Consider the following 26,598-nt stretch of genomic DNA (forward strand, 5'->3'; position numbering starts at 1 on the left):
ATAATTGTTTTACAATGTATTACACTAAGAAAGTAGGTGGAATAATGGGTATTGTATCCCTGCGATTAAATGAAGCAGAAGAGGAACTTTTTAGAAGCTATGCTATTCATACGGGAAAAAGTTTGTCTGAGTTATTCAAATCTGCACTGGCGGAACAGATTGAAGACCAGCTGGATTATGAGATTGGCATCAAGGCTTTGAAGAAATTCCAAGAAAATCCAGTAACTCATTCGATAGATGATGTGCTTGTGGAGTTAGAAGATGGCCTATAAACTTGTTCTCAGCGATGATGCTTTGAAGCAGTTGAAAAAAATGGACAGGCATGTGGGACTGATGCTTGCTAAGGATTTGAAAAAACGTTTGGATGGTTTGGAAAATCCTAGACAGTTTGGAAAAGCCTTGGTCGGAGAGTACAAGGGTCTGTGGCGGTATCGAGTAGGAAATTACCGTGTGATTTGTGATATCATTGACAATAAAATGGTCATTTTAGCTCTTGAAGTTGGGCATCGTAAAGAAATTTATAAAAAGTAAGGTCCTAGGAAACTAGGATAGAGATACATAAGCAGACTACACATGTGGTCTGTTTTCTTGTGTCAATGTGCTTGTTTGATAAGTTGTGTAGATTTTGCTTTGCTAGGAGGTGATGACAAGCTCATTTTCGCTCTCTAGTATGCTATAATAGACTTAGAAAGAATAAAGGAGATGAACAGATGAAAACCATTCATACAGATAAGGCACCCGCAGCTATCGGCCCATACGTACAAGGTAAGGTTGTAGGAAATTTCCTCTTTGCTTCTGGTCAGGTTCCCTTGTCACCAGAAACGGGTGAAGTTGTGGGAGAAACTATTCAAGAACAGACAGAACAGGTCTTGAAAAATATTGCTGCGATTTTGGAAGCGGCTGGTACAGATTTTGACCATGTGGTGAAAACAACTTGTTTCCTCAAGGATATGAATGACTTCGTGGCTTTTAACGAAGTTTATAAAACAGCCTTTTCATCAGATTTCCCAGCTCGCTCAGCGGTAGAAGTGGCGCGCTTGCCACGTGATGTTAAGGTTGAGATTGAAGTGATCGCAGTTATTGATTAAAGAGAAAAGGAGGGAATGTCATGGCAGATAAACTCCACTTAGTTATTGTGACAGGGATGTCGGGAGCTGGTAAGACAGTAGCTATCCAGTCCTTTGAGGATTTGGGCTATTTTACCATTGACAATATGCCACCGACCCTCTTGCCAAAATTTTTAGAATTGATTCGCTACAGCCAAGACAACAATAAGATTGCCTTGGTGGTGGATATGCGGAGCAGGTCTTTCTTTTCGGAAATTCGAGAAGTCTTAGATGAGATTGAATCTGCAGAAGATTTGGATTTCAAGGTCTTGTTTTTGGATGCGACAGATAGCGAATTGGTTGCTCGCTATAAGGAAACTCGACGTTCGCATCCGCTTGCAGCAGATGGTCGGGTTTTGGACGGGATACAGCTTGAGCGTGAGCTCTTGGCACCTCTGAAAAATATGAGCCAGAATGTCATTGATACGACAGAATTGACACCGCGTAATCTGCGGATGGCCATTTCTGAGCAATTTGCTAGTCAGGACAATCAACCATCCTTCCGTGTGGAAGTCATGTCCTTTGGTTTCAAATATGGTCTGCCTCTGGATGCGGACTTGGTTTTTGATGTGCGTTTCTTGCCAAATCCTTATTATCAGAAAGAATTACGCAATCTGACTGGTCTGGATGCTCCTGTCTTTGACTATGTCATGGCCCACCAGGAATCTGAAGAATTTTACAGCCACCTTATCGGCTTGATTGAGCCAATTCTGCCAGGTTATCAGAAGGAAGGCAAGTCTGTACTGACCATTGCTGTTGGTTGCACGGGCGGTCAACATAGAAGCGTTGCTTTTGCCAAACGCTTGGCAGATGATTTGGAGAAAAACTGGATTGTCAATCGTAGCCATCGCGACAAGGACAGAAGGAAGGAAACGGTCAACCGCTCATGAGAAAACCAAAGATTACAGTGATTGGTGGCGGAACGGGAATTCCAGTCATTTTGAAGAGTTTGCGGGACAAGGATGTTGATATTACGGCGATTGTGACGGTAGCAGATGATGGGGGTTCCTCAGGTGAAATTCGTCAAGCTCTGCAGGTGACGCCCCCAGGAGATTTGCGTAATGTCCTCTTAGCCATGTCAGATATGCCCAAGTTGTATGAGCAGATCTTCCAGTATCGCTTTGCAGAAACGGATGGTGCCTTGGCCGGGCATCCTTTAGGTAATCTGATTATCGCTGGAATTTCGGAGATGCAGGGCTCGACCTATAATGCTATGCGGCTGCTAACTCGATTTTTCCATACGACTGGTCGGATTTACCCTTCTAGTGAACATGCCTTGACCCTCCATGCTGTATTTACAGATGGTACTGAGGTGTCGGGTGAGAGCAAGATTGCCAAACATAAGGGCATGATTGGCCATGTCTATGTGACCAATTCCTACAATAATGATGAGCCTAAGGCCAGTCGTCAGGTGGTCGAGGCTATTATGGAGAGTGACATGGTGGTCTTGGGACCTGGTTCACTCTTTACTTCCATTCTGCCCAATCTCATGATTTCAGATCTTGGGAAAGCTCTGAAGGAAACCAAGGCTGAGGTGACCTATGTCTGCAATATTATGACCCAGCGTGGTGAAACCGAGTTTTTCTCAGATGCTGACCATGTGACCGTCTTGAATGGTCATCTGGGCGAAAAGTTCATTGATACTGTTTTGGTTAACAGCGAACCCGTTCCGCAAGACTACATGAACACCCACCAGTTTGACGAATACTTGGTTCAGGTCAAGCATGATTTTGCTGGTTTGCAAGAACAAGCTCGCCGTGTGATTTCCTCAAACTTTCTTCGTTTGGAAAATGGCGGAGCTTTCCACGATGGTGATTTAGTGGTAGAAGAGTTGCTTAAGATTTTGCAGGTGCGGTCATGAGTTTTACCATAAAAGTTAAAGAAGAACTCTTGATACAGTCCAGTCAAAATAAGAGTGAGCTTTCAGCCATTATCAAATTATCAGGAAGTCTGGGGCTGGCTTCAACAGGCTTGACCTTATCTATCTCTACGGAAAATGCCAAAATTGCCAGACATATTTACGAATTGCTCCTGCATTTTTACCAAGTCAAAGCTGAAATTCGTCACCACCAGAAGCCCAATCTCAAAAAGAACCGTGTTTATGCGGTAGTCATTGAGGATGGAGTCAACGACATTTTGAATGATTTGTATTTGGCAGATAGTTTCTTTGGACTCGAAACTGGGATTTCGCCTCTTGTTCTTGAAAATGATTCTTGGAGTCAGGCTTATCTTCGCGGTGCATTCTTGGCGGCAGGTTCTGTTAAGGATCCTGAAAAAGGTCGGTATCAACTAGAAATTGCCTCTGTTTATAGCGATCATGCCCATGACTTGGCTAATTTGTTACAAAAATTTCTCTTGGATGCTAAGGTTATTGAACGAAGCAAGGGAACCATTACCTATCTGCAACGGGCAGAAGATATTATGGACTTTCTCTTGGTGATTGGTGCTGAGGAAGCCAAGACAGAATTTGAGGATATCAAGCTTTTACGAGAAGCCAGAAATGACCTCAACCGTGCCAACAACGCAGAAACGGCTAACATTGCTAAAACTGTAAACGCTAGCATGAAGACTATCAACAATATCATCAAGATTATGGATAGCATTGGTTTGGATCAGCTAACTGGTGACCTGCAAGAGATTGCCCAACTCCGTATCCAACATCCCGATTATTCGATACAGCAGTTAGCAGATAGTTTGACAGTTCCCATTACCAAGAGTGGGGTTAATCATCGACTGCGGAAAATCAATAAGATTGCGGATGATTTATAGTTTTTTCGAACCAGTTCTTTTGAGCTGGTTTTTCTGTTGTAGATTTGCTTATAATCATTCGTCTTATAAGTTAATATATGTTATAATCATAGGAGAATGATTGATAAAGGAGCTTGAAAATGATCAGCCGTGAGCAGTATAGCTATCTTAGGAAGCATCCAACCTTTGAAAACCTTACCCGAGATAGCTTTGACCAGCTGGCCAAGCATATCCGCTTTCGAAAGGTTCCCAAAGGGCAGATATTTTTCTATGCCCAAGATCCCAGGGATTATTTATTTGTCTTGCAGAAGGGCTATGCCAGAATTGAGCAGTATGATGAAACAGATAGTTTTACCTATCTGGACTATATCCGACAGGGTGGAGCATTTCCTTTTGGGGATATGTTTCAAGATAAGCCCTATCACTATACGGCTATTGCCATGACAGACTTGGAGTGTTTGATCATCCCTATGGCTTTATTTGAGAGTATGTCCAAGACAAATCCTTGTCAGCTGGTCTATATTTGTCAAAAATTATCGAAAATTCTAGCCTTTCAGGAACTGCGCCTGCGTAATAGTATGCGGTCCAAGGCTTCGGAGCGAGTTGTGCAGGCTCTGGCCCTTCTTTATTGGGATATGTGTCAACGGGAACAGTTGGTAAGTCTGCCCTTTGATATACATATTCAAGAAATTGCCCGCCTGGCCGCAACGACAAGGGAAACAGTTAGCCATGTTCTCAAGCAATTAAAGCAGGATAAAAAGATTATCTATAGGCGAAAAATTCTGACCTATCTAGATATTGAATATTTTCTAGCCAATTTAACGGAAACTTATTGAAGTTTTCGTTCTTTTTTTACAAAAAATAAAAATTCACATAATGATATGTAGAGAGATAATATGCATAAGATAGGCAATATTATAAATATTTATCTAAAAATCCTTTAAAAAATGTGATGAATTTCTCAAAAAAATGTGAACCTTTTCAAGTTTTGGCTTTGTTTCTTTGATAGACTGTGGGTGTCAAGGAAAGGGTGGAAAGCGTACGGTCCACTAACATTTCCAATCAAAGAAAAAAATATTAGGAGGACAGATCATGTCACATCATCCAATCCATGTGTTTTCAGAAATTGGTAAACTGAAAAAAGTTATGCTACATAGGCCAGGTAAGGAAATCGAGAACTTGATGCCTGACCACTTGGAGCGTTTATTATTTGATGATATTCCCTTCCTAGAAGATGCTCAGAGGGAACACGATGCCTTTGCGCAAGCCCTTCGTGACGAAGGAGTTGAGGTGCTCTATCTGGAGCAATTGGTCGCTGAATCACTGGTAACACCTGAAATTCGTGAGCAATTTATCGATGAGTATCTTGATGAAGCAAATATCCGTGGGCGAGCTACTAAGAAAGCTATTCGTAAGCTCTTGCTAGCTATTGAGGATAACAAGGAGTTAGTAGAAAAAACCATGGCTGGTGTTCAAAAGGCAGAACTGCCACCGGTTCCAGCTGATGAAAAAGGGTTGACAGATTTGGTCGAATCATCCTACCCATTTGCCATTGATCCAATGCCGAACCTTTACTTCACAAGGGATCCATTTGCAACCGTTGGTAATGCGGTATCACTCAACCATATGTATGCTGAAACCCGCAACCGTGAAACCCTCTACGGTAAGTATATCTTCACCTATCACCCAGACTATGCTGGAAAGGTTCCTTTGGTTTATAACCGTGATGAGACGACTCGTATAGAAGGTGGAGATGAGTTAATTCTTTCCAAAGATTTGTTGGCAGTGGGTATTTCCCAACGGACAGATGCTGCCTCTATCGAAAAACTATTAGTTAATATTTTTGAACGGGGCGTTGGCTTCAAGAAAGTTTTAGCCTTTGAGTTTGCAAACAGTCGCAAGTTTATGCACTTGGATACTGTCTTTACCATGGTGGATTATGACAAGTTTACTATTCACCCTGAAATAGAAGGAACCCTCCGTGTCTTCTCTGTGACCTATGAAAATGAAACCCTCCATATCGAAGAAGAACATGGGGATTTGGCAGAAGTTCTGGCTAGCAATTTAGGTTTAGAAAAAGTTGAGCTCATCCGTTGTGGTGGTGATAATATCGTTGCAGCAGGTCGTGAGCAGTGGAATGATGGCTCCAATACCCTGACCATTGCACCAGGTGTGGTTGTGGTATACAAACGCAATACCATTACCAATGCTATTTTGGAATCTAAGGGTCTTCGTTTGATTAAGGTCAGCGGAAGCGAATTGGTACGCGGTCGTGGTGGACCACGTTGTATGTCTATGCCATTTGAACGGGAAGACCTCTAAGAAGAGGAATGAGTTAAACAGAAACATAGGAGAAAAACAATGACAAACATTTTTAAAGGCAGACACTTCCTTGCAGAAAAAGATTTTACTCGTGCAGAGTTAGAATGGTTGATTGATTTTTCAGCACATTTGAAAGATTTGAAAAAACGCAACATTCCTCATCGCTACTTGGAAGGTAAAAACATTGCTCTCTTGTTTGAAAAAACATCCACTCGTACCCGTGCCGCCTTCACAGTAGCCTCCATTGACCTTGGTGCCCATCCAGAATATCTTGGTGCCAATGACATCCAGCTTGGCAAGAAAGAATCGACTGAAGATACAGCTAAGGTTTTGGGACGTATGTTCGATGGCATTGAATTCCGTGGTTTCAGTCAAAAAATGGTAGAAGAATTGGCAGAATTCTCTGGTGTGCCAGTATGGAATGGGTTGACAGATGCATGGCACCCAACTCAAATGTTGGCTGACTACTTGACTGTCAAAGAAAACTTTGGCAAATTGGAAGGTTTGACCTTGGTTTATTGTGGTGATGGCCGTAACAACGTTGCCAACTCACTGTTGGTAACAGGTGCCATCCTGGGTGTCAATGTTCATATCTTCTCACCAAAAGAACTCTTCCCTGATGAAACAGTAGTGGCATTGGCAGAAGGCTTTGCCAAAGAAAGCGGAGCACGTGTTCTCATTACTGACAATGCTGATGAAGCAGTCAAAGGAGCAGATGTTCTCTATACAGACGTTTGGGTATCCATGGGTGAGGAAGACAAATTCGCAGAACGCGTTGCCCTCTTGAAACCATACCAAGTGAATATGGAATTGGTGAAAAAAGCAGAAAACGACAATCTTATCTTCCTACACTGCTTACCTGCCTTCCATGATACAAATACTGTTTATGGTAAAGATGTTGCTGAAAAATTCGGCGTAGAAGAAATGGAAGTAACAGACGAAGTATTTCGCAGCAAGTATGCTCGTCACTTCGACCAGGCTGAAAACCGTATGCACACAATTAAAGCGGTTATGGCAGCGACTTTGGGGGATCCATTTGTTCCACGTGTGTAAAATCTAGTCATCGCACCTCCTGGGGGCTTGTACCCGGCCCCCTTTTATGGAGTTGAAAATGTAAGCGATTTCTAACTGAAAGAGAGGCGAAAACATAAGATATGACCAATCGTAAAATTGTAGTAGCCTTGGGTGGCAATGCTATTTTATCTTCCGACCCATCGGCTAAAGCCCAAAAGGAAGCCTTGGTACAAACTGCCAAGCACCTTGTTAAACTAATCAAAAATGGTGACGACTTGATCATCACGCATGGTAATGGTCCTCAAGTCGGAAACCTCTTGCTCCAAAACCTGGCAGCTGATTCAGAAAAGAACCCAGCTTTTCCACTGGATAGCTTGGTCGCTATGACAGAAGGATCTATTGGTTTCTGGTTACAAAATGCCTTGGAAAATGAATTGATCAAGGAAGGCATTGAAAAGGATGTAGCTTCCGTCGTTACCCAGGTTATTGTTGATAAAAATGACCCAGCCTTTGAGAATTTGACCAAACCTATCGGACCATTCTACACAGAGGAAGAAGCCAAAGCAGAAGCTGAAAAGACTGGCGCAACCTTTAAAGAAGATGCTGGTCGTGGCTGGCGTAAAGTCGTGGCTTCGCCAAAACCAGTAGGTATTAAGGAAATAGGTACCATTCGTACCCTTCTCAATGCAGGTGAAGTTGTCGTAGCTGCTGGTGGTGGAGGTATTCCAGTAGTCCAAGAAGCAGACGGTACTCTTACCGGCGTGGAAGCAGTTATCGATAAGGACTTTGCTTCCCAATGTTTGGCAGAATTGGTTGATGCAGACCTATTTATTGTCTTGACAGGCGTAGACTATGTCTTTGTTAACTACAACAAACCGGACCAAGAAAAATTAGAAACTGTTACCGTAGCTGAATTGGAAGAATACATCAAACAAAACCAATTCGCACCTGGTTCAATGCTTCCGAAAGTAGAAGCAGCCATTGCATTTGTAAACCATAAACCGCAATCAAAAGCAGTCATTACTTCGCTTGAAAACTTAGGAGCCTTGATTGAATCTGATAGCGGTACGATTATTGTGAAAGAGTAAGAGTTCTTTTATTGATGGATTTGGGGAGTAGGGAAGAAATGGATGGTTAGAGAAAATGGCTGACCAATAAGTATATCCCTTTAGATTTTCAAGGTCCTCCCCCTTCCATTCATTCTATCAAGTATCTATCTATAAGCAATGTTTTCAGACGATACTCTGAAAGAGATGGCAATCTCTTGAAGATAGGTGGATATTTGATAAGGTCATTGTGGATATAATTTCACTAAAAAAATATTATAGGAGGTTTTTGCGATGAGCGAAAAAGTGAAAAAAGGCTTTAAGATGCCTTCATCATATTCTATTTTGATGCTCATTATTGCCTTTATGGCAGTTATGACATGGGTTATTCCAGCTGGTCAGTATGAAAAAGATGAAGCTGGAAAATATATTACAGGCACTTACCAAGCAGTGGCTCAAAATCCGCAGGGAATTTGGGATATTGTGATGGCGCCAGTTCGGGCTATGTTGGGGCATGGTGATACTAGCAAGGCTATCGACGTTGCCTTCTTTATTCTGATGGTTGGCTCTTTCTTAGGCGTGGTCAATGAAACCGGTGCGCTTGATGTGGGGATTGCCTCCATTGTGAAACGCTTCAAGGGCCGCGAGAAAATGTTGATTTACATCCTCATGCCTTTGTTTGCCTTGGGTGGTTCTACCTATGGTATGGGTGAGGAAACCATGGCCTTCTTCCCACTCTTAGTTCCTGTTATGATGGCAGTTGGTTTTGATAGTATTACAGGTGTTGCCATTATCTTGCTGGGTTCTCAAATCGGCTGTTTGGCTTCGACTGTCAACCCATTTGCGACAGGTGTGGCTTCGGATGCAGCAGGGGTTTCCTTGGCAGATGGTATGATATGGCGGATTATCTTCTTTATCGTTATTTTGGGCCTGGGTGTGTGGTTCGTTGCCAACTATGCTGAAAAAGTGAAAAACGACCCAACTAAATCCCTGGTTTACAAACAACGTGAAGCAGATATGGCTCACTTCAATGTCAACACATCTGAAGAAGTCAATGCTGTCTTAACGCCTGCTCAAAAACGTGTTCTTTGGGTCTTCGTCTTGACTTTTGTTGTCATGATTTGTAGCTTTATTCCTTGGGAAGACTTGGGTGTTTCTGTCTTTGCAGATTTTAATACCTGGTTGCTTGGTCTGCCAGGAATCGGTCAAGTGATTGGTAGTTCAGCCTATCCATTTGGCTGGTGGTATTTCCCTGAAGGAGCTATGCTCTTTGCAGTAGCAGGTGTCTTGGTCGGTATTGTTTATGGCATGGACGAAGCGCGTCTGGTCAAGGCCTTTATGAATGGTGCGGCGGACTTGCTCAGTGTTGCCCTTATCTGTGCGGTGGCGCGTGGTATTCAAGTCATCATGAATGACGGTATGATTACGGCGACTATTCTACACTGGGGTGAAGTTGGCTTGCAAGGTTTGTCTTCACAAGTCTTCATCATCTTGACCTATCTCTTCTACCTGCCAATGTCCTTCTTGATTCCATCCACATCTGGTCTTGCAGGGGCATCCATGGGTATCATGGCACCTCTTGGAGAATTTGTCAATGTGCCAGCTCACTTGATTATCACAGCCTTCCAAGCTGCTTCTGGTGTACTGAACTTAGTTGCACCAACCTCAGGTATTGTAATGGGTGCTTTGGCACTTGGTCGTGTTGAAATCGGAACTTGGTATAAATTTGTAGGTAAATTGATTGCGGCTATCGTTCTTGCATCAATTGCTATACTTGTCATTGCGACATTCTTCTAATTGAAATTCTGGGTCGGATTTTGTCCAAATACAGATGAAATCTGGCTCAGTTTTTCCATTTGTGATAGAATGAAAACAGAAAGAACTATATTTTAATCTGTTGAAAGGAGTAACAATGGAAACAAGTTTTATTCAAACTACTCATCAGGAAGAGTGTGTCCAGGCTATTAAAGATTTGGTTGCTTTTCCATCTGTCCTGCATGAAGGTCAAAACCAAACACCATTTGGTCAGGCTATTCAGGATGTCTTGGAACACACCTTAGCCATGACGGAGAAGATGGGCTTTACTACCTATCTGGATCCAGAAGGCTATTATGGCTATGCAGAAATTGGTCAAGGGAAAGACTTGCTGGCTGTTCTCTGTCATTTGGATGTCGTACCAGCTGGTGATCTCAAGCAATGGAACACACCGCCTTTTGAAGCAGTCGTAAAAGATGGCTTCCTGATTGGTCGCGGTGTCCAAGACGATAAGGGACCATCTATGGCAGCTCTCTTTGCGGTCAAGGCTTTGATGGATGCAGGTGTCACTTTTACCAAACGCATTCGCTTTATTTTTGGTACCGATGAAGAAACACTTTGGCGCTGCATGAACCGCTACAATCAACTAGAAGAAGTAGCGACCATGGGCTTTGCACCAGATTCCTCCTTCCCCTTGACATATGCGGAAAAAGGCTTGTTACAAGCCAAATTGCATGGACCAGGCCACCCTTGTCTGAGTATCGAAGCGGGAACTGCCTATAATGTTGTACCTGCTAAGGCTAGCTATTCAGGCCACTTATTAGCTGGGGTCATGGCAGAGTTGGACCAGCTGGGCTTTGATTATGAAAGCAATGATGATCAGGTGACCGTTCTGGGTATTTCTCGGCACGCCAAGGATGCGGCAGAGGGTGTCAATGCCATCGTACGTTTGGCTAAGGCCTTGGACAAATTTGAAGACCATCCGACTTTAAACTTTATTGTCAATGCTATTGGAGAAGATGCCACAGGCTTCAAGCTGTTTGGCGATGTAACTGATGAACCGTCAGGTACCTTGAGTTTCAATATTGCAGGTCTGACCATCAATGCCAAGAAATCAGAAATTCGTTTGGACATTCGCATACCAGTCACAGCTGACAAGGAAAAATTAGTGGAAACCTTACAAGCCAAGGCTCAGGAATGTGGTCTGACCTATGAAGAATATGACTACTTGGCAGCACTGTATGTCCCACTGGATAGCCAGTTGGTATCGACACTGATGTCGGTTTATCAGGATAAGACTGGTGATATAGTCAGTCAGCCAATTTCATCAGGGGGAGCGACTTTTGCTCGAACTATGCCAAACTGTGTGGCCTTTGGAGCTTGTTTCCCTGACACAGAACAGACGGAACACCAGGAAAATGAACGCATGCCATTGGAAGATTTGTACAAAACAATGGACATTTACGCGGAAGCTATTTATCGTTTGGCTGCTGAATAAAAGAAAAGTTCTCAGATTGTTTGGTCTGAGAACTTTTTCTATCTGACAGCTTTTTAATCAAGCCTTGCTAAAGAAGAAAGGAGGGGCATACTGTTTGAGGTACTCAAAACAAGACTGGGCACTTTCATTATCCTCACAGATAATCAAGCAGACATCATCGCCACAAACTGTCGCGATGATTTCAGGGATTTCCATTGCATCCAAAATAGAGCCAAAGGAATTGGCCAGACCAGGCAGGGCTTTCAAGATGACCTGATGCTGAACAGGCTTGAGCATGACCAAGGCATCTTCCATATAGAGCCGAAGGCGTTTTTCCCAGCGACTTGGAGCAATGGGGTTGATGACATAATGAGAAGAATCGTCTTCATTGACCTTGACCAAATTGAGCATCTTGATGTCGCGGGATAGGGTTGACTGGGTGACAGTTACACCGTTCAAATTGAGGAGTTCTTGTAGTTCTTGTTGGGTATGGATTTTTTTCTCCATAACCAAGGACAAAATCAATTGGTGACGACTTTCAATCTTGTTCATAGGAACCTCCTACAAATATGGTTGTACACGGAAAATTCAGCAGAAAGTCTTGACTGGATTGGCCATGGACAAGGAAAGTGTCGCTATTGAAGAAACATAGCATCTCCAAAACTGAAGAAGCGGTAGCCTTCTTCAACAGCGTGTTTATAGGCTTCTAAGACAAATTCTCGGCCAGCAAAGGCAGATACCAGCATGACCAGAGTTGATTTGGGTAGGTGGAAATTGGTTGAAAAGGCATCAACGATGCGGAATTCATAGCCTGGCTTGATGAAAATATTTGTCCAGCCAGCATCAGCTTCTAAGCGACCATCAAACTTATTCCCAATCGTTTCTAAGGTTCGAATAGATGTTGTCCCCACTGCTACAATCCGACCGCCTGCAGCCTTGACTTGATTGAGGGTCTGGGCTGCTTCAGCAGATAGGGTGTAAAATTCCGAATGCATTTCATGTTCATCAAGATTGTCGACCGAAACAGGTCGGAAGGTGCCAAGACCGACATGAAGGGTTAGATAAACTAATTTCACTCCCTTTGCCTCAATCTTCTCAAGTAATTCTTGGGTGAAATGCAGTCCAGCAGTTGGGGCTGCGGCAGAGCCGTTTTCTTTGGCATAGACAGTTTGATAGCGCTCGCGGTCTTCCAATTTCTCGTGAATGTAAGGCGGAAGGGGCATTTCGCCTAAGCTTTCCAAAACTTCAAGGAAAATACCATCATAGGTGAACTCAACAATTCGTCCACCGTGTTCCAATTCTTCAATGATAGTGGCTGTCAATCTTCCATCACCAAAGGCAACCGTGGTACCGACTTTCAGGCGTTTGGCTGGCTTAGCAAGGACTTCCCACTGGTCACCTTGGGTATTTTTCAACAGTAATAGCTCCACATGGCCATTGGTTTCTGGCTTGTATCCGTAGAGGCGAGCAGGGAGCACGCGCGTGTTGTTCATGACCAGAGCATCACCAGGGTTTAGCTGGTCAATGATGTGGTCGAAGTGGCTGTCGACCATGGTTTTCTTTTGGTGGTCGAGGATGAGTAGGCGAGAGCTGTCACGCTTCTCAAGTGGGACTTGGGCAATCAGTTCTTCAGGTAATTCAAAATCAAAATCTGCGGTATTCATGTGTTCTCCTGTTTAAATTAGTATTAAAAAATAGACGAGCAGGCCAAATGGAAGCAATAACAAGGGCAGACCAATTGAGAAAAAGATTATTTTTAGTGTTCTCGAATTGGTGATGAGATAGCCTGCCAGGCAATTCAGAATACCGAGAAAGAATAGGTATATAAGTACATTTGTCATACTTTCATTATACCATAGTTGTATTCCTAAGTCTTGGTGGACGAGAAAGAGTTAGCAATAATTTTCTAATTTATTATACTAATATTGGTAAAAAATATAATGTGAAAGGCTTGACAAAAATTGGTCTATACCATATAATAGAATTATAAAATCGGTCTATACCATATAATAGAATTATAAAATCGGTCTATACCAAAAAAGGAGAAATAAGAATGAAAGTTCATATCGTTAAGAACCAAGTGGAAGGGGCAGCTATTGCCTTTGATATTCTCAAACAGAAATTAGCAGCTGGTGCGCAAGTTCTTGGCTTGGCAACAGGTTCTAGCCCAATCGAATTTTATAAACAGATTCGTGAGAGTGACTTGGACTTTTCTGAGGTGACATCAGTTAACTTAGATGAGTATGTCGGCTTAGGTGAAGACAGTGACCAATCCTATGTTTATTTTATGAAAGAACATCTCTTTAATGCCAAACCATTCAAGGAAAACTATTTACCAAATGGTCTGGCTGCTGATCTTGATGCGGAGTTGGAGCGTTACAATGCCATCTTGGAAAACCATCCAGTTGATTTCCAAATCCTTGGAATTGGTCGGAATGGTCACATCGGCTTTAACGAACCAGGTGCTTCTTTTGACGGAATTGCCCGCGTTGTCGATTTGGCGCCATCAACCATCGAAGCCAACGCCCGCTTCTTTGAAAATCCAGAAGATGTTCCAAAACAAGCTATCTCGATGGGTATTGCTAACATCCTATCTGCCAAAACCATTGTTCTCATGGCCTATGGTCCTGAAAAAGCTGACGCCATTAAGGCGACAGTGGAAGGACCAGTGACGGAGCAAGTTCCAGCAAGCGTCCTTCAAAACCATGAAGATGTTGTCCTTATTATCGATGAAGCGGCAGCAAGTAAATTAGCATAATAGACAAAACCACTTTATATGAATGAACCCGCTGAAAACTTCATGTTAATGCCTTTTCGGTGGGTCTATTTTTGTAGTCTGATCGAATAGCTATGGCCTACTGTCTAAGTCACATTCACTAAACAGCGCAAGTTGGGAGGTGAAAACTTATGCAGATAGTTTTCTGAAACTTGTTTTGCTACCCTTGATAGTCAGCCAAGCAGCAGAACGAATTGCGGAGTGGCTAATTTGTAAGTGGCAAAACAAATGCGACAATCAATCATTTATTTTTCCTTTTATTACTTTGTTAACTCGCTTGGCCGTACCTTGCATAAGTAACTTGCTTCGCAAGTAATATCTACAACCTTGTACTATCAATCGACAGTACAAGCAACCTTCAGCTCGTTGCCTCGTACTAAAAGTAAACTAAATGACCGTCACTTAGCCTGAGTGCCTTGAGCAAGCACAAAAAATACCCATGGCGACCACCGTGGGTATTTTTCTTATGCTTAGTTTTCTGAATTTTTAAGCTCGGTTAGTGAACACATTTGTTCTTAGTTTTCAAGCGTCCAGTCCAAGTCGGGTCCTACAGGAACGATGCCAGTAGGATTGATGGTCTTGTGACTGCCGTAGTAGTGCTGCTTGATATGGTCAAAGTCAACCGTTTCTGCAATGCCAGCATGGTTGTAAATCCGCTTGGTGTAATTCCACAAGTTTGGATAGTCAACCAAAGCCTTGATATTGCATTTGAAATGTCCAAAGTAAACAGGGTCAAAACGTACCAAGGTGGTAAAGAGACGCAGGTCAGCCTCTGTCAGCTGGTTGCCCACCAGATAGTCCTTATCAGCCAAATGCTCTTCTAGTTTGTCCAAGGCAGCAAAGAGGTTTTTGACTTCTTTTTCATAGACTTTCTGATTGGTTGAAAATCCAGCCTTGTAGACTCCATTGTTGATGTTGGGATAAACAAAATCATTCATGGCATCAATCTCAGCTTGCAGGTGTTCTGGATAGTAGTCGTCATGATTACCTGTAATGTCATTGAAAGCGGTATTGAACATGCGCATAATTTCTGCGGATTCGTTGCTGACAATGGTATTGGTTTCTTTGTCCCAAAGTACAGGCACCGTCACCCGACCAGAGTAAGTTGGGTCAGCCTTCAAATAGACCTGATAGAGATAGTCGCTGTTAAAGAGGGGATCCTTGATAACACCTGGACCATCTTCGAATGTCCAGCCATTTTCTAACATAAGGGGATGAACGACAGACAAGGAAATATGGTCTTCCAAGCCCTTCAATTTTCGCATAATCAAGGTCCGACTAGCCCATGGACAAGCTAGAGAAATATAGAGGTGGTAGCGACCAGACTCGGCCTTGAAACCGCCTTTTCCTGTTGGACCAGCCTGTCCATCTGGCGTAATCCAGTTGCGAAATTGCGTGACAGTCCGGACAAACTTGCCACCTGTTGATTTGGTATCATACCATTGATCTACCCATTTGCCATCTTGTAAAAGTCCCATACTATTCTCCTTTATCAAAAATAGAAAATCCATTAAACAGATTTTTGTATATATCACTAATTAGTATTATAAAACATTTCCCAATAAAGTCAAGCCAAATGATTTATGCTAGAATAGTTGTATGAGATTGGATAAGTGTTTAGAAAAGGCCCAAATTGGTTCGCGCAAGCAAGTCAAGAAATTATTTAAGGCCCAGCAAATCAGGATAGATGGACAGTCGGCTCGTAGTCTTAGTCAGATCGTTGATCCTGACTTACAAGATATACAGGTATCGGGAAAAATGGTTGAGCTAGAAGGCTCGGTCTATTATCTACTCCATAAGCCAAGAGGAGTGGTATCGGCTGTGACCGACAAGGAGCATGAAACTGTCATTGATCTAATTGCTCCTCAGGACCGAAGGGAAGGTCTTTATCCAGTTGGGCGCTTGGACAGAGATACGGAGGGACTGGTTCTCGTGACCAACAACGGTCCATTGGGTTATCGTATGCTCCACCCCAGCCACCATGTCGATAAGGTCTACTATGTGGAAGTCAATGGACCCTTGGGGTCAGACGCACAAACCTTTTTTGCCTCGGGCGTCACCTTCTTGGATGGTACTCGGTGTCAGCCAGCGGAGCTGACCATTTTAGAGGTTTCTTTGGGACATAGCAGAGCGACCATCCAGTTGGCAGAAGGCAAGTTTCATCAGGTCAAGAAGATGTTTTTAGCCTATGGTGTCAAGGTCACCTATCTCAAACGCATGGCCTTTGGCGGATTTGAATTGGGGGATTTGGAATGTGGAGCTTACCGTGAGCTTACTTCAGATGAGATCCAGCATGTATTAACCTATTTTGATTAAGGAGGTGCTTATCATGAGTATCTACAAGTTTAGGGTGGAAAAACAAGATGGGACAGACCAGGCCATGAGTGACTTTCAGGGACAGGTTTTATTGATTGTCAATACGGCAACAGGTTGTGGTCTGGCTCCTCAATATAAGGAATTACAGGACCTATATGACACCTATAAAGACCAGGGGTTTGTCGTATTGGATTTTCCCTGTAATCAATTTTTAGAGCAGGCACCAGGCTCTGCGGAGGAAATCAATCAGACCTGCAGGTTGAATTATGGGACAAATTTTCCACGTTTTGCAAAGATTGCTGTAAACGGTCCCGATGCTAGTCCGCTCTATCGTTATCTGAAAAAAGAGAAAAGGACCTTATTAGGTGGTCGCATAGAATGGAATTTTACTAAGTTTTTGGTGGATAGACAGGGACGCGTGGTCAAACGCTATTTACCAACGACTAGCCCGCTACGATTGAAAGCGGATATTGAACATTATTTGGCAAAAGAATAAGAAGGCTGGAAACAATCTAGCCTTCTTTTTTAAGCAATAAGAGAAAATAAGGAGCGCCAACAAGAGTAACGACCAAGCCAGTTGGAATACCGGTGCCAACCAGTAGGGACCGTGCGATAATGTCGGCTATGATGAGCAAGATGCTACCGATTAGAAAGGAAAGAGGCAGACTATACTGATGCTGTTTGCCGACCAATTGTTTGGCCAAATGACTGGCCAAGAGGCCGATAAAGGCAGTATTGCCTACCAGGAGCGAGCTAAGGCTGGCTAGGCTTGTGGCTAAGATTAAGACGAGGATGCTTTCTTTTTGTCGATTTAGGCCCAGGCCAATTCCCAGATCGGCTTCTAGTTGCAGAATATTTAGTCTGGAGAAGCGGATAAAACTAAACAGGCAGAGGACAAGTAAGCCAGGACCGACAAGGCTGATGGTCTGCCAATCATCTCCAACATATCTTCCCGACAACCAGCCTATAATACTATCTAACTTGTAGCGGTCAAACCGAACCATGAGGCTAACCATGCTACTTGAAAACAAGCTAGCCAGACCAACACCCGTTAGGACCAGGCGTGTTGGTTCTAACCCTTGTCCTTTTTTATAGGCCAGTAGATAAACCAGGCCAGTAGCTAAAAATCCGCCAGCTAAAGCCAGAAGTGGCTGAGAAAGTTGGAAAGAAATATTCCAAGTAAGTGCGAGGGTTAGTAGAAGTCCAGCACCAGCATTGACACCGAGGATACCAGAGTCTGCCAAGGGATTTCGAGTGAGGGTTTGAAAAAGATGTCCGCTGATTGCCAGAGCACCGCCAGCAAGAATGGAAACCATCAGGCGTGGCAGACGGATTTTCCAAAAAATCAACTGGGTAGCGGAGCTAGCTTGTCCACTCATGGTAGTCAACAGGTCGGTCAGTCCTAATTTACTGTAGCCAATAATGAGGGACAAACAGGACAAACTGATGAGCAAGAGTGAGAGGAAGAGAAAGATAGCTTTTTTCTTCATGCTTGCCATTCCCCCTTTCGAATGAGCCAGAGAAAGATTGGTAGACCAACAAAGCTAATTAGACTGGACAGGGGAGTTTCATAAGGTGGATGGAGAGTTCGACTAATCAAATCCAACCAAACGAGAAAACCAGCACCAGCCAAGGATGAAAATGGCAGGATATAACGGTAATCTTTGGGAAGTAGAGAGGTCAAGAGATTGGGGATAATCAAGCCGATAAAGGAGAGGGAACCGACCAGGGCAACGGAAGAAGCAGATAAGAGGACAACTATGGCCAGGAAGAAGAGGGTCATTTTCTGCGTGTTTTGTCCCAAGGCCCTGGCCACCGTATCGTCCAAACTGAGAATGGTCAAGGAATGGGCAAAGACTTGTGCCAGAAGGAGCGCCAGTAGAATAAGCGGTGCAATCCACAATAGACTGTGCCAACTTATCGAGGTCAGGCTACCTGCCTCTAGTCCGATGATGTGATTGGATAAGTCGTATAATAAGGCCATTCCTTGTCCCAAGGCTTGCACGACGGCGGTAACCATTATTCCAGCCAAAATCAAATGTAGTGGACTATTGCTGTACTTATTTTGCCGGCTGAAAAAAATAACCAAGCAGGCCGTTAAGCCAGCTCCTAACAAGCAGGCCAGAATACTGAGGAGTTCAGAAGAATGTGGCAGGAAGACCATTTTCAAAATCAGAAAGAGCCCAGCACCAGCAGGAATTCCCAGTAGTCCAGGGTCCGCCAAGCGATTGCGTGTCACAGCCTGCATAATGCTTCCAGAAGTTGCTAGACTAGCTCCAACCAAGCCAGCCGCCAGTATGCGGGGTAGGCGCAAATCAATCAGAACATCTTGAAGTTCAGACTGCTTCAAAGGTGCTTTTAAGACGGAGAGAATTTGGTCATGAGTATAGGAAATAGCCCCCAAACGAAAGCCCCAGTAGGAACCCAATAAGAGTATGAAGAGAAGAAGGAAAAAAAGAGGGATAGGTGACAGACTAGCCTTGAAGCCAGCCGTAACCTCTTCCCCATTTTTTCTCTCCAAGTGTTTAAAAAACATAGAGAATCAATCCTTATTTTGTGATAGCCTCTTTGAGAACCTTCAGTTGGTACTCAAGTGAAATCGGGTCATTGAAGTAGAAGGTCTTGCTATCTACCTTGATAACACGGTTGTTTTGAACAGCTGGGAGGTTTTTCCAAACATCACTATTTAATAGACCAGCTGCAACACTTTCGTCTTCGACAGCCAAGATGATGTAGTCGCCTGCATAGTCAGGCAATACTTCTTGGGAAACAGCTAGAAAACCAGGTCCAAATACCTCATCTTTGACTTTTTGTGGAGCTGTAAAGCCGAGTTCTTGGTAGATAATCTCCCCACCACGTCCCCAGTTATTACCGAAGAGGTAGAGGTCTTGACCAAGGTAGCCCATGATAGTAAAGCTTGCTGTATCCCCAGTTTTTTCCTTGATTTCCTTTGCAGCGCTTGCTACACTTTCTTTCCAAGTAGTTTGCCATTTTTCAACCGCAGTTTCTTGACCAAAGATTTGACCAAAGACTGACAAGGTTTCAGCATAGGAGTGCTTGCCGTATTCGAGGGAAATAGTTGGTGCAATTTCAGCAAGTTGTTCGATTTTTTCATCGGTTGAGCCAGTCACGATAAGGTCTGGTTCCAGCGCAGCGATGGCTTCCAAATCCTCGCTGGTAACAGCAGTAGCTCCTTTGAGTTTTTCAGAGAAGGCTGGATTTTCCAAGTCGTAGGAAGTCGCACCGACCACATCAAAGCCCAGCTGCAAGAGATAACCAGTGTTGGCAAAATTGAGACTGACAACCTTTTTAGGCTGAGCTGGCACATCACCATAGTAGGTAACACCCTCGATAGTTGGCATAGTGGATAGGCTAGTCTGGTTTTCCTTTTGGGAAATAGCAGAGCAGGCAGTCAAGACAAGGACTGAAAAAACAAGACTAAGGGAAAGTAAAAACTTTTTCATGGGAACTCCTTATTTTTTGTAGAAGGTTTTGCGTGAGTATAGGTAGCTAAAATTGGATAACCAAAGTGGCTGGCTGGTAAAATATCTGCTTCAATAGCAAATAATTGGCGCAGGTGTTCAACCGTTATGACTTCTTCTGGACTTCCTTCTTGCAGAATGTGTCCGTCTTTCATGGCAATGATGTAGTCAGAAAAACGGGCGGCATGGTTGAGATCATGGAGAACCATGACAATGGTTTTGCCATTATCCCGATTGAGCCTTTGTAACAACTCAAGAACTTCTAACTGATGGTGCATATCCAGATAGGTTGTCGGTTCATCTAGAAGGATGATATCTGTATCCTGGGCTAGCGCCATGGCTATCCAAACTCGTTGCCGTTGCCCACCTGAAAGGGATTGGAGAGGAGTGTGGGCGAATGCCATGGTCTGCGTTTCTGTTAAAGCCCACGCAATCTTCTCTCTATCCAAATCAGTAAGGCGACCAAAGGCATTTTGATGGGGAAAGCGTCCATAGGACACTAGGTCATAGACACTGATACCGTCTAGATTTTCCTGGACCTGTGGGAGTAGGGCTAATCGCTTGGCTACTTCCTTAGTTGGCAGTTCTTGGATGAGTTTTCCATCCAGATAAACCATTCCCTTGTCCGCAGGCAAGATACGGCTGAGAGCCTTTAATAGCGTAGATTTTCCGCACCCATTGGGACCGATAATACTACTTATTTTTCCACTCGGAATTTCAATGGACAGCTCGGATAGAACAGTTTTTTGTCCATAAGAAAGTTCTAAATCCTTGGCTGAGATGGTGACCATAAGTCCTCCTTTACTCACATTGATGTCTATTATATCATAGTTATCGGGGGAAACAAAGAGTTTTCTGACAATTTTAATTTAATAAGAATGGTTATAAAAAATCCCTGTCAATAGGACAAGGATTCTCATTAAAGATAACGTTTTGCCACTTCTAAATCGCCATCGTAAGCAGCTTTTTCACCATTGACAATCTGGTAGGCATCGGCTCCCTTACCGGCAATGATGACAGCATCTTGAGAAGAAGTCGTCTGGCTCATAGCCCTACGGATAGCTTCTTCCCTGTCCAAGATAAGGTCGCTTGGACGGTTCATGTGGGCACGAATTTGCTGGGCAATTGCTGCAGGGTCTTCACGGTTGGGATCATCAGCTGTCAAGATAACTTCAATCTGCGGATAGTCATTGAGCAAAAGACCGAAGTCCTTGCGGCGACTTTCTCCCTTGTTACCAGGAGCCCCTAAAATCAGAATAACCTTGCCTGTCTGGTGTTCCAAAACGACGTCGATTAACTTTTTCACACTATCGCCGTTATGGGCGTAATCTACGAAGACCTTGGCACCATTTTGCTGGGTCAGGACTTCCATACGGCCAGGGACATTGGTTTGGGCAATTCCTGTGTGAATATCTTCCAGACTTGCTCCCAAACGAAGACAGGCCAGTCCAGCTGCGATGGCATTTTCCTGGTTGAAGCCACCGATAAGCTGGATGTCGTAATGGGCAGCTAATTTTCCGGTTGCTGTGAAGTCAAAACCTGCTGACTGAGTGATTTCATTGTCAGAAGCTGGTCCATAAAAGTCATGGTCTTTGGAGCTGACTTGCTCTTTCACGACTTCAAAATGGTCCATTCCAGCATTGACAATGACTGCTCTGCTATTGTCCATCAACAGACGCTTGTGGTAGAAATAGTCCTCAAAAGTTGGATGCTCAATGGGACCGATGTGGTCGGGGCTGATATTGAGAAAAACGCCGACATCAAAGGTGAGCCCGTAAACCCGCTTGACCAGATAGGCCTGGCTGGACACCTCCATAATCAAGTGGGTCATGCCGTTTTGAACTGCCTCCGCCATCATAGCAAAGAGGTCCAGGCTTTCAGGCGTAGTCAGGGCAGACTTGAAGAAGGTCTTACCGTCCAGCGTGGTGTTCATGGTCGAAAGCATGGCAGGCTTGTGGTTGATTTTTAGGATGTTAAAAGCAAAATAAGCCGCCGTTGTCTTGCCCTTGGTGCCGGTGAAGGCCAGGAGTTTGAGCTTTTTCTGGGGATGACCATGAAACTCCATAGCAATCAGGCTCATGGCCTGCTTGATGTCATGGACGATGATAGCAGGAATGCTGACTTCGTAGTCGATTTCAGACACATAAAAAGCCAGTCCAGCCTCAATAGCCTTTTCCAGAAATTCCTTCTTAAAAGCCAAGCCTTTGGCAAAAAAGAGGGTCGTTGGACCAACCTTACGGCTGTCATAACTGAGGGCGTCAAACTGGACATCCGTCCAAGAGCTATCAGTCTGTTCTTGATGACTAATTTGACGGAAGTTAGCATCCGCCTTTAAGATTTCTAATACACGTTCAATTGTAATCATGTTACTATTGTAAACCTATCGAAGATATTTGACAAGTATGGGCTATGTAATTAGTAGGCATTTTGATAGCAAAGTTGAATGAATGTGATATTTCTTTCTAAAGTAAATTTGTGCTATAATGGTAGGGATTGAAAAGGAGAAGTCTATGTTTTATTCTTATCTACGAACGCTATTAACTTTTTTACTTTGGGCTATCAATGGTAATATTCATTATCATGACAGAGAAAATATTTTGCCAAAGGAAGAAAATTATATCCTCATCGCCCCACATAAGACCTTCTGGGATCCTGTTTTTCTGGGCTATGCGGCTGCACCAAAGCAGTTTATCTTCATGGCGAAGAAAGAGCTCTTCAAGGATCGTGGCTTTGGTTGGTGGATTAGCAAGTGTGGTGCCTTTCCCATTGACCGTGAAAATCCTGGCATGGCAGCCATCAAGTATCCTGTCAATATGTTGAAAAAAAGTGACCGCTCACTTGTCATGTTCCCTTCTGGTAGCCGTCATTCATCTGAACTAAAAGGTGGAGTAGCAGTCATCGCCAAGTCAGCCAAGGTCAAACTCATGCCAGCAACCTATGTGGGACCAATGACTATCAAAGGACTCTTAGCTGGTGAACGAATTGACGTAGCCTTCGGAAATCCAATCGATATTTCAGACATCAAGCGCATGGATGACGCGGGTACGGCAGAAGTGACTAGCCGTATCGAAGCGGAATTCAAGAGATTGGATAACCATGCAGCTTCTTTCCAGACCAAGAAAAAGCCAAATATCTTGACCTATATCTATCGTATTCCTGTGCTCCTACTAGTTGCCCTTGTTCTAGGTCTAACCTATGTCTTTAGCTATATCGCTAGTTTTTTCTGGCAACCAAGCACGCAATTGGATAAAAAATAATATGATGAAACTCGCAGCTTGCGGGTTTTTTGTTGCAATCATTTTAGGCAAAGGCCTTAATAGTGCACATGTGTTTTACTTTCAACAATATAGAGCATGATCTTAAGAATAGTCATTCTAATGATTAGAAATAATTGAAAAAATTAACAAAAAATTTTTGTATGCTCTTTACATTCCTATATTTTTTTGATATACTAAAAGTATAATATATAAATATCTACACATAAGGAGTTCATCATGAAGAACTATAAAAAAATGTTGGCAATGGGTTTGGCTACTCTAGTATTGGGAGCATGCGTACCGACACAAACTGGTCCAGGTGCAAGTACTGACACTATTAACATTGGTTACTCTCAACTTCCGGCTAATATCCATCCAGCAGAAGATTACAATGGCTGGTTCACCGTGCGCTACGGTGTCGGAGAAACCTTGTTCAAATTGAACAACGATTTACAAGTAGAACCTTGGTTAGCTGAAAAAATCGAATCGATCAGTGATTTGGAGTGGAAAATTACTTTAAAAGATAATGTTACTTTCCAAAATGGTGAAAAAATGACTGGTGAAAAGGTCAAGCAGTCATTGGAGCATCTTCTATCGAAGAGTGATCGAGCAAAAGCGGACTTAGGAATTGCGTCTATCAGTGCAGACGGTCAAACGGTTATTATAAAAACAGAGCAACGACAACCTATCATGGCTAACCTTTTAGCAGAGCCTTATTCGGTCATTATTGATGTTAGTGCAGAGCCGCTAGCAAAACAAGGACCGGTCGCTACAGGTCCTTATAAATTAACCAAATATATTGCAGAGAGTGGTGCCGAATTGGAAGCCTATGAAGGCTACTGGGCAGGTACACCAAAAACAAAGAATTTAAAGATTAAGTACTTTACAGATGCAACAGCTATTGCTGCTGCTCTAAAATCAGGTGAAGTGGATGCGGTATATGGTCTACCTTATGCTAACCTTGAAACCTTCAAATCAGACAGTAGCAATTTTAAAACTTCTGAAGTAGAGGGATCCAGATATGTTCAATTTAGCTATAACTTGGAGCAAGCAGAAGGTCAGGATAAACAATTCCGCCAGGCTTTAGATACTCTGGTAGATAAGGAAACTTACACTGCTTCCTTGTTCAAAGGTGCAGCAAAAGTGGCAGATACGGCCTTTCCAAATAACTTCGAATTTGCCTTGGGAACAAGTGTTCACGAGTACAATGTAGAAAAAGCAGTACAATTGTTGGATGAGGCAGGATACAAAGATACAAACGGAGATGGACTAAGAGAGGCCAATGGTCAGAATATAAAATTGGACTTGGTCACTTATAATCGTCTCGCAGAGATGCCATTATCTGTTCAAGCTTTCCAACAACAACTGAAGGAAGTTGGTATTGATTCGGAAATTATCACTGTGGACAAACCGACTACAGCGGTTTCTGAGAATATATATGATGTCCTCACCTATACAGTAGTTGCAGCCCCAATTGGGGATCCATATGCCTATTACAAGAGTGTCTTTTATACTAACGGATCTGCAAATATTGCCCACTATTCAAATCCAGCAGTAGATAGCCTTATTGATCAGTTGCAGGTTGAGTCTGATCAAGCAAAGCGTAACGAGTTAAGCAAACAAATTCAAAAATTAGTAGATGAGGATTACATCTTTACCTATATTGGTCATTTTAAAGTAGCGCTTGTTATGGATAATAATCTTCGAGGATTTGAATCACATGCGACAGATTATTACCATGTGACAAATCAGATTGTGAAGGAATAATATATGCTAGATATTAGCAATTTAACTATCTCCTCTCCAAGTCGTGATATTTTGGATGATGTCAGTCTTAAAGTGGCAAGTGGAGAAAGTATCGCTATTGTCGGTGAGAGTGGGAGTGGAAAAACAACTTTAATCAAGAGTATTCTAGCCCTTCCATTAACGAGCTTAAGACAGACAGCAGGTCACATTCAGTTTGAGGGACAGACCATCCAGTTAACCAATAAAAGGCAGGAACTGCCTTTTATTGGTATTGATATTGCTTGGATTACTCAAAATGCTAAAGCAAGTTTTAATGAAAAGCGGACTATCTGGGCACATTATCAGGATTTGTATAAAACCTATAGTAAATATAGTAGCGACTTACGAACCTTAGAGGAGTGCTTTTCCTTAGTTGATTTACCCTATAGTAAGGAAATTATTAGAAAATACCCTTTTGAATTTAGTGGTGGTCAGATGCAACGAATAGGGATTGCACTTGCCTTGGTGGCGAAGCCCAAGCTACTCTTAGCAGATGAACCAACCAGTGCCTTAGATGCCCTAAATAAAAAAATACTTGTTCATTTACTAAAGAAATTGCATAAAAACGAAGGGATAACTCTTGTGATAGTGACCCATGACATGAGTGTTGCAAAGGATATTTCAGAACGCTTAGTTGTGATGAAGGATGGTAAGATTGTTGAAACTGGTACGACTTTCGAGGTTTTATCCCATCCAAAGGAAGCCTATACGAGAAAATTACTAGCTGCCATCCCAAGGTTAAGAACAGTCTAGAAATGGATGTAGAGTATGAAAAGTATTTTACAATGTCAGAATTTAACCTATTTTTATAAAAATGATGTAGGTATAAAAAACATTAACTTTGAGTTATTTAGAGGTCAGGCACTAGGGCTGGTTGGTGAAAGTGGAAGTGGAAAGAGTACGATTGCTCAATTGCTTTGTCGATTATTGACGTTGCAAGAGGGGAGTATAACATTGTTTGACAAACCTTTTCAGACAGTATCAGACAAAGAATTCTACAGGCTTGTTCAATATATCCCTCAAAATCCTCAGGAGTTTTTTCATCCTAAGAGAAGGATTAAAGAGAGTTTGGAAGAGGCTATTGATAATTTTAAGCTTTTTCCAGGTGAGAACAAACTAGATGTGCTGATGCGTTCTATTTCAGAAGTTGGTCTGAAGGAAAGCCATCTCTATCAATTTCCCCATCAATTAAGCGGGGGAGAATGTCAGCGTGCTAGTATTGCTAGAGCCTTATTGGTCAATCCTTCTCTTATTATTTGTGACGAAGTAACGAGTGCTTTGGATGTGACCATCCAGGCTGAAATCATGAAATTATTAGGGAAAATAAAAGAAAAGCATGATGCCGCTTTTCTTTTTATCGGTCATGACATTGCCTTGGTTAGTCAGTTTTGTGAACAGATTATCGTTTTAAAGGATGGTCAAGTAGTTGAGCAGGCGGATACCTTGGCCATGGTCCAACATCCACGAAGTAGCTATACCAAGCTACTCTTAGAAGCTTATGGAAATGGTTAGAT

General features: G+C 42.9%; 27 protein-coding genes. 19 read left to right on the top strand and 8 right to left on the bottom strand.

Annotated elements, in window-relative coordinates; translation table 11 throughout:
- Positions 1 to 44 precede the first annotated feature (44 nt).
- From relB to C1G53_RS08410, 12 genes are all read left to right on the top strand, one after another.
- Positions 45 to 272 carry a type II toxin-antitoxin system RelB family antitoxin gene (relB, locus tag C1G53_RS08355; RefSeq protein WP_105118354.1) on the top strand — a complete coding sequence of 76 codons (228 nt, stop codon included), beginning with the start codon at positions 45 to 47 and terminating at the stop codon, positions 270 to 272.
- On the top strand, positions 262 to 531 hold the full coding sequence (locus C1G53_RS08360; protein ID WP_105118355.1) for a type II toxin-antitoxin system RelE family toxin: 270 nt from the start codon (positions 262 to 264) through the stop codon (positions 529 to 531). Before relB ends, C1G53_RS08360 begins: the two co-directional genes overlap by 11 nt.
- A 179-nt stretch (positions 532 to 710) precedes the next feature.
- On the top strand, positions 711 to 1,088 hold the full coding sequence (locus C1G53_RS08365) for a RidA family protein (protein ID WP_105118356.1): 378 nt from the start codon (positions 711 to 713) through the stop codon (positions 1,086 to 1,088).
- A gap of 20 nt (positions 1,089 to 1,108) precedes the next feature.
- The gene (gene rapZ, locus C1G53_RS08370) at positions 1,109 to 1,996 is read left to right on the top strand and encodes an RNase adapter RapZ (RefSeq protein WP_105118357.1); all 888 of its coding nucleotides are present in this window, start codon (positions 1,109 to 1,111) and stop codon (positions 1,994 to 1,996) included.
- The gene (locus C1G53_RS08375) at positions 1,993 to 2,967 is read left to right on the top strand and encodes a YvcK family protein (protein WP_105118358.1); all 975 of its coding nucleotides are present in this window, start codon (positions 1,993 to 1,995) and stop codon (positions 2,965 to 2,967) included. Before rapZ ends, C1G53_RS08375 begins: the two co-directional genes overlap by 4 nt.
- On the top strand, positions 2,964 to 3,875 hold the full coding sequence (gene whiA, locus C1G53_RS08380) for a DNA-binding protein WhiA (RefSeq protein WP_105118359.1): 912 nt from the start codon (positions 2,964 to 2,966) through the stop codon (positions 3,873 to 3,875). Before C1G53_RS08375 ends, whiA begins: the two co-directional genes overlap by 4 nt.
- Before the next feature lie 119 nt (positions 3,876 to 3,994).
- Positions 3,995 to 4,690: a Crp/Fnr family transcriptional regulator gene (locus tag C1G53_RS08385; protein ID WP_105118360.1), complete on the top strand. Its 696-nt coding sequence runs from the start codon at positions 3,995 to 3,997 to the stop codon at positions 4,688 to 4,690.
- A gap of 253 nt (positions 4,691 to 4,943) precedes the next feature.
- A complete protein-coding gene (arcA, locus tag C1G53_RS08390; RefSeq protein WP_192873118.1) occupies positions 4,944 to 6,176 on the top strand; it encodes an arginine deiminase in 1,233 nt (410 codons plus the stop codon).
- 39 nt (positions 6,177 to 6,215) lie between these two features.
- Complete coding sequence (gene argF / locus C1G53_RS08395; protein ID WP_105118362.1) at positions 6,216 to 7,229, top strand: ornithine carbamoyltransferase; 1,014 nt, start codon at positions 6,216 to 6,218, stop codon at positions 7,227 to 7,229.
- A gap of 101 nt (positions 7,230 to 7,330) precedes the next feature.
- Positions 7,331 to 8,278 carry a carbamate kinase gene (gene arcC / locus C1G53_RS08400; RefSeq protein ID WP_105118363.1) on the top strand — a complete coding sequence of 316 codons (948 nt, stop codon included), beginning with the start codon at positions 7,331 to 7,333 and terminating at the stop codon, positions 8,276 to 8,278.
- Positions 8,279 to 8,530: 252 nt separating this feature from the next.
- Positions 8,531 to 10,033 (top strand): YfcC family protein, encoded by a 1,503-nt coding sequence (locus C1G53_RS08405; RefSeq protein ID WP_105118364.1) that lies wholly within the window; start codon positions 8,531 to 8,533, stop codon positions 10,031 to 10,033.
- 115 nt (positions 10,034 to 10,148) lie between these two features.
- Positions 10,149 to 11,489 (top strand): dipeptidase, encoded by a 1,341-nt coding sequence (locus tag C1G53_RS08410; protein ID WP_105118365.1) that lies wholly within the window; start codon positions 10,149 to 10,151, stop codon positions 11,487 to 11,489.
- Between the two features lie 57 nt (positions 11,490 to 11,546).
- Here C1G53_RS08410 and C1G53_RS08415 read toward each other — a convergent pair whose 3' ends face one another.
- Together C1G53_RS08415 and queA are read right to left on the bottom strand one after the other, a co-directional pair.
- The gene (locus C1G53_RS08415) at positions 11,547 to 12,020 is read right to left on the bottom strand and encodes an arginine repressor (RefSeq protein ID WP_105118366.1); all 474 of its coding nucleotides are present in this window, start codon (positions 12,018 to 12,020) and stop codon (positions 11,547 to 11,549) included.
- Positions 12,021 to 12,103: 83 nt separating this feature from the next.
- On the bottom strand, positions 12,104 to 13,132 hold the full coding sequence (gene queA / locus C1G53_RS08420) for a tRNA preQ1(34) S-adenosylmethionine ribosyltransferase-isomerase QueA (RefSeq protein ID WP_105118367.1): 1,029 nt from the start codon (positions 13,130 to 13,132) through the stop codon (positions 12,104 to 12,106).
- Between the two features lie 389 nt (positions 13,133 to 13,521).
- Here queA and C1G53_RS08425 point away from each other — a divergent pair, with 389 nt between their 5' ends.
- The gene (locus C1G53_RS08425; protein WP_105118368.1) at positions 13,522 to 14,226 is read left to right on the top strand and encodes a glucosamine-6-phosphate deaminase; all 705 of its coding nucleotides are present in this window, start codon (positions 13,522 to 13,524) and stop codon (positions 14,224 to 14,226) included.
- Between the two features lie 533 nt (positions 14,227 to 14,759).
- Here the strand turns inward: C1G53_RS08425 and C1G53_RS08430 are convergent.
- The gene (locus C1G53_RS08430; RefSeq protein ID WP_105118369.1) at positions 14,760 to 15,722 is read right to left on the bottom strand and encodes a glutathione S-transferase family protein; all 963 of its coding nucleotides are present in this window, start codon (positions 15,720 to 15,722) and stop codon (positions 14,760 to 14,762) included.
- Between the two features lie 121 nt (positions 15,723 to 15,843).
- Here C1G53_RS08430 and C1G53_RS08435 point away from each other — a divergent pair, with 121 nt between their 5' ends.
- Both C1G53_RS08435 and C1G53_RS08440 read left to right on the top strand, forming a co-directional pair.
- Positions 15,844 to 16,560: a pseudouridine synthase gene (locus C1G53_RS08435; RefSeq protein ID WP_105118370.1), complete on the top strand. Its 717-nt coding sequence runs from the start codon at positions 15,844 to 15,846 to the stop codon at positions 16,558 to 16,560.
- A gap of 13 nt (positions 16,561 to 16,573) precedes the next feature.
- A complete protein-coding gene (locus tag C1G53_RS08440; RefSeq protein WP_105118371.1) occupies positions 16,574 to 17,056 on the top strand; it encodes a glutathione peroxidase in 483 nt (160 codons plus the stop codon).
- A 16-nt stretch (positions 17,057 to 17,072) separates the two neighbouring features.
- On the opposite strand, the gene C1G53_RS08445 is transcribed toward C1G53_RS08440, so the two are convergent.
- From C1G53_RS08445 to C1G53_RS08465, 5 genes are all read right to left on the bottom strand, one after another.
- Positions 17,073 to 18,050 carry a FecCD family ABC transporter permease gene (locus C1G53_RS08445; protein WP_105118372.1) on the bottom strand — a complete coding sequence of 326 codons (978 nt, stop codon included), beginning with the start codon at positions 18,048 to 18,050 and terminating at the stop codon, positions 17,073 to 17,075.
- A complete protein-coding gene (locus C1G53_RS08450) occupies positions 18,047 to 19,096 on the bottom strand; it encodes a FecCD family ABC transporter permease (RefSeq protein WP_105118373.1) in 1,050 nt (349 codons plus the stop codon). Before C1G53_RS08450 ends, C1G53_RS08445 begins: the two co-directional genes overlap by 4 nt.
- A 13-nt stretch (positions 19,097 to 19,109) precedes the next feature.
- Positions 19,110 to 20,024 (bottom strand): iron-hydroxamate ABC transporter substrate-binding protein, encoded by a 915-nt coding sequence (locus C1G53_RS08455; protein WP_105118374.1) that lies wholly within the window; start codon positions 20,022 to 20,024, stop codon positions 19,110 to 19,112.
- Complete coding sequence (locus tag C1G53_RS08460; protein ID WP_105118375.1) at positions 20,021 to 20,833, bottom strand: ABC transporter ATP-binding protein; 813 nt, start codon at positions 20,831 to 20,833, stop codon at positions 20,021 to 20,023. Before C1G53_RS08460 ends, C1G53_RS08455 begins: the two co-directional genes overlap by 4 nt.
- A gap of 128 nt (positions 20,834 to 20,961) precedes the next feature.
- A complete protein-coding gene (locus C1G53_RS08465; RefSeq protein ID WP_105118376.1) occupies positions 20,962 to 22,407 on the bottom strand; it encodes a UDP-N-acetylmuramoyl-L-alanyl-D-glutamate--L-lysine ligase in 1,446 nt (481 codons plus the stop codon).
- A gap of 145 nt (positions 22,408 to 22,552) precedes the next feature.
- On the opposite strand from C1G53_RS08465, the gene C1G53_RS08470 reads away from it, so the two are divergent.
- The 4 genes from C1G53_RS08470 to C1G53_RS08485 all read left to right on the top strand — a co-directional run bounded on the left by C1G53_RS08470 (position 22,553) and on the right by C1G53_RS08485 (position 26,596).
- Positions 22,553 to 23,299 (top strand): lysophospholipid acyltransferase family protein, encoded by a 747-nt coding sequence (locus C1G53_RS08470; RefSeq protein WP_105118377.1) that lies wholly within the window; start codon positions 22,553 to 22,555, stop codon positions 23,297 to 23,299.
- 237 nt (positions 23,300 to 23,536) lie between these two features.
- Positions 23,537 to 25,066: an ABC transporter substrate-binding protein gene (locus tag C1G53_RS08475; RefSeq protein WP_105118378.1), complete on the top strand. Its 1,530-nt coding sequence runs from the start codon at positions 23,537 to 23,539 to the stop codon at positions 25,064 to 25,066.
- A gap of 3 nt (positions 25,067 to 25,069) precedes the next feature.
- Positions 25,070 to 25,837 carry an ABC transporter ATP-binding protein gene (locus C1G53_RS08480; protein ID WP_105118379.1) on the top strand — a complete coding sequence of 256 codons (768 nt, stop codon included), beginning with the start codon at positions 25,070 to 25,072 and terminating at the stop codon, positions 25,835 to 25,837.
- A 15-nt stretch (positions 25,838 to 25,852) separates the two neighbouring features.
- A complete protein-coding gene (locus C1G53_RS08485) occupies positions 25,853 to 26,596 on the top strand; it encodes an ABC transporter ATP-binding protein (protein ID WP_105118380.1) in 744 nt (247 codons plus the stop codon).
- Positions 26,597 to 26,598 lie beyond the last annotated feature (2 nt).

It is taken from the genome of Streptococcus suis (genome assembly GCF_002960445.1).
In the GTDB taxonomy this organism is placed as follows: Bacteria; Bacillota; Bacilli; order Lactobacillales; family Streptococcaceae; genus Streptococcus; species Streptococcus hyiners.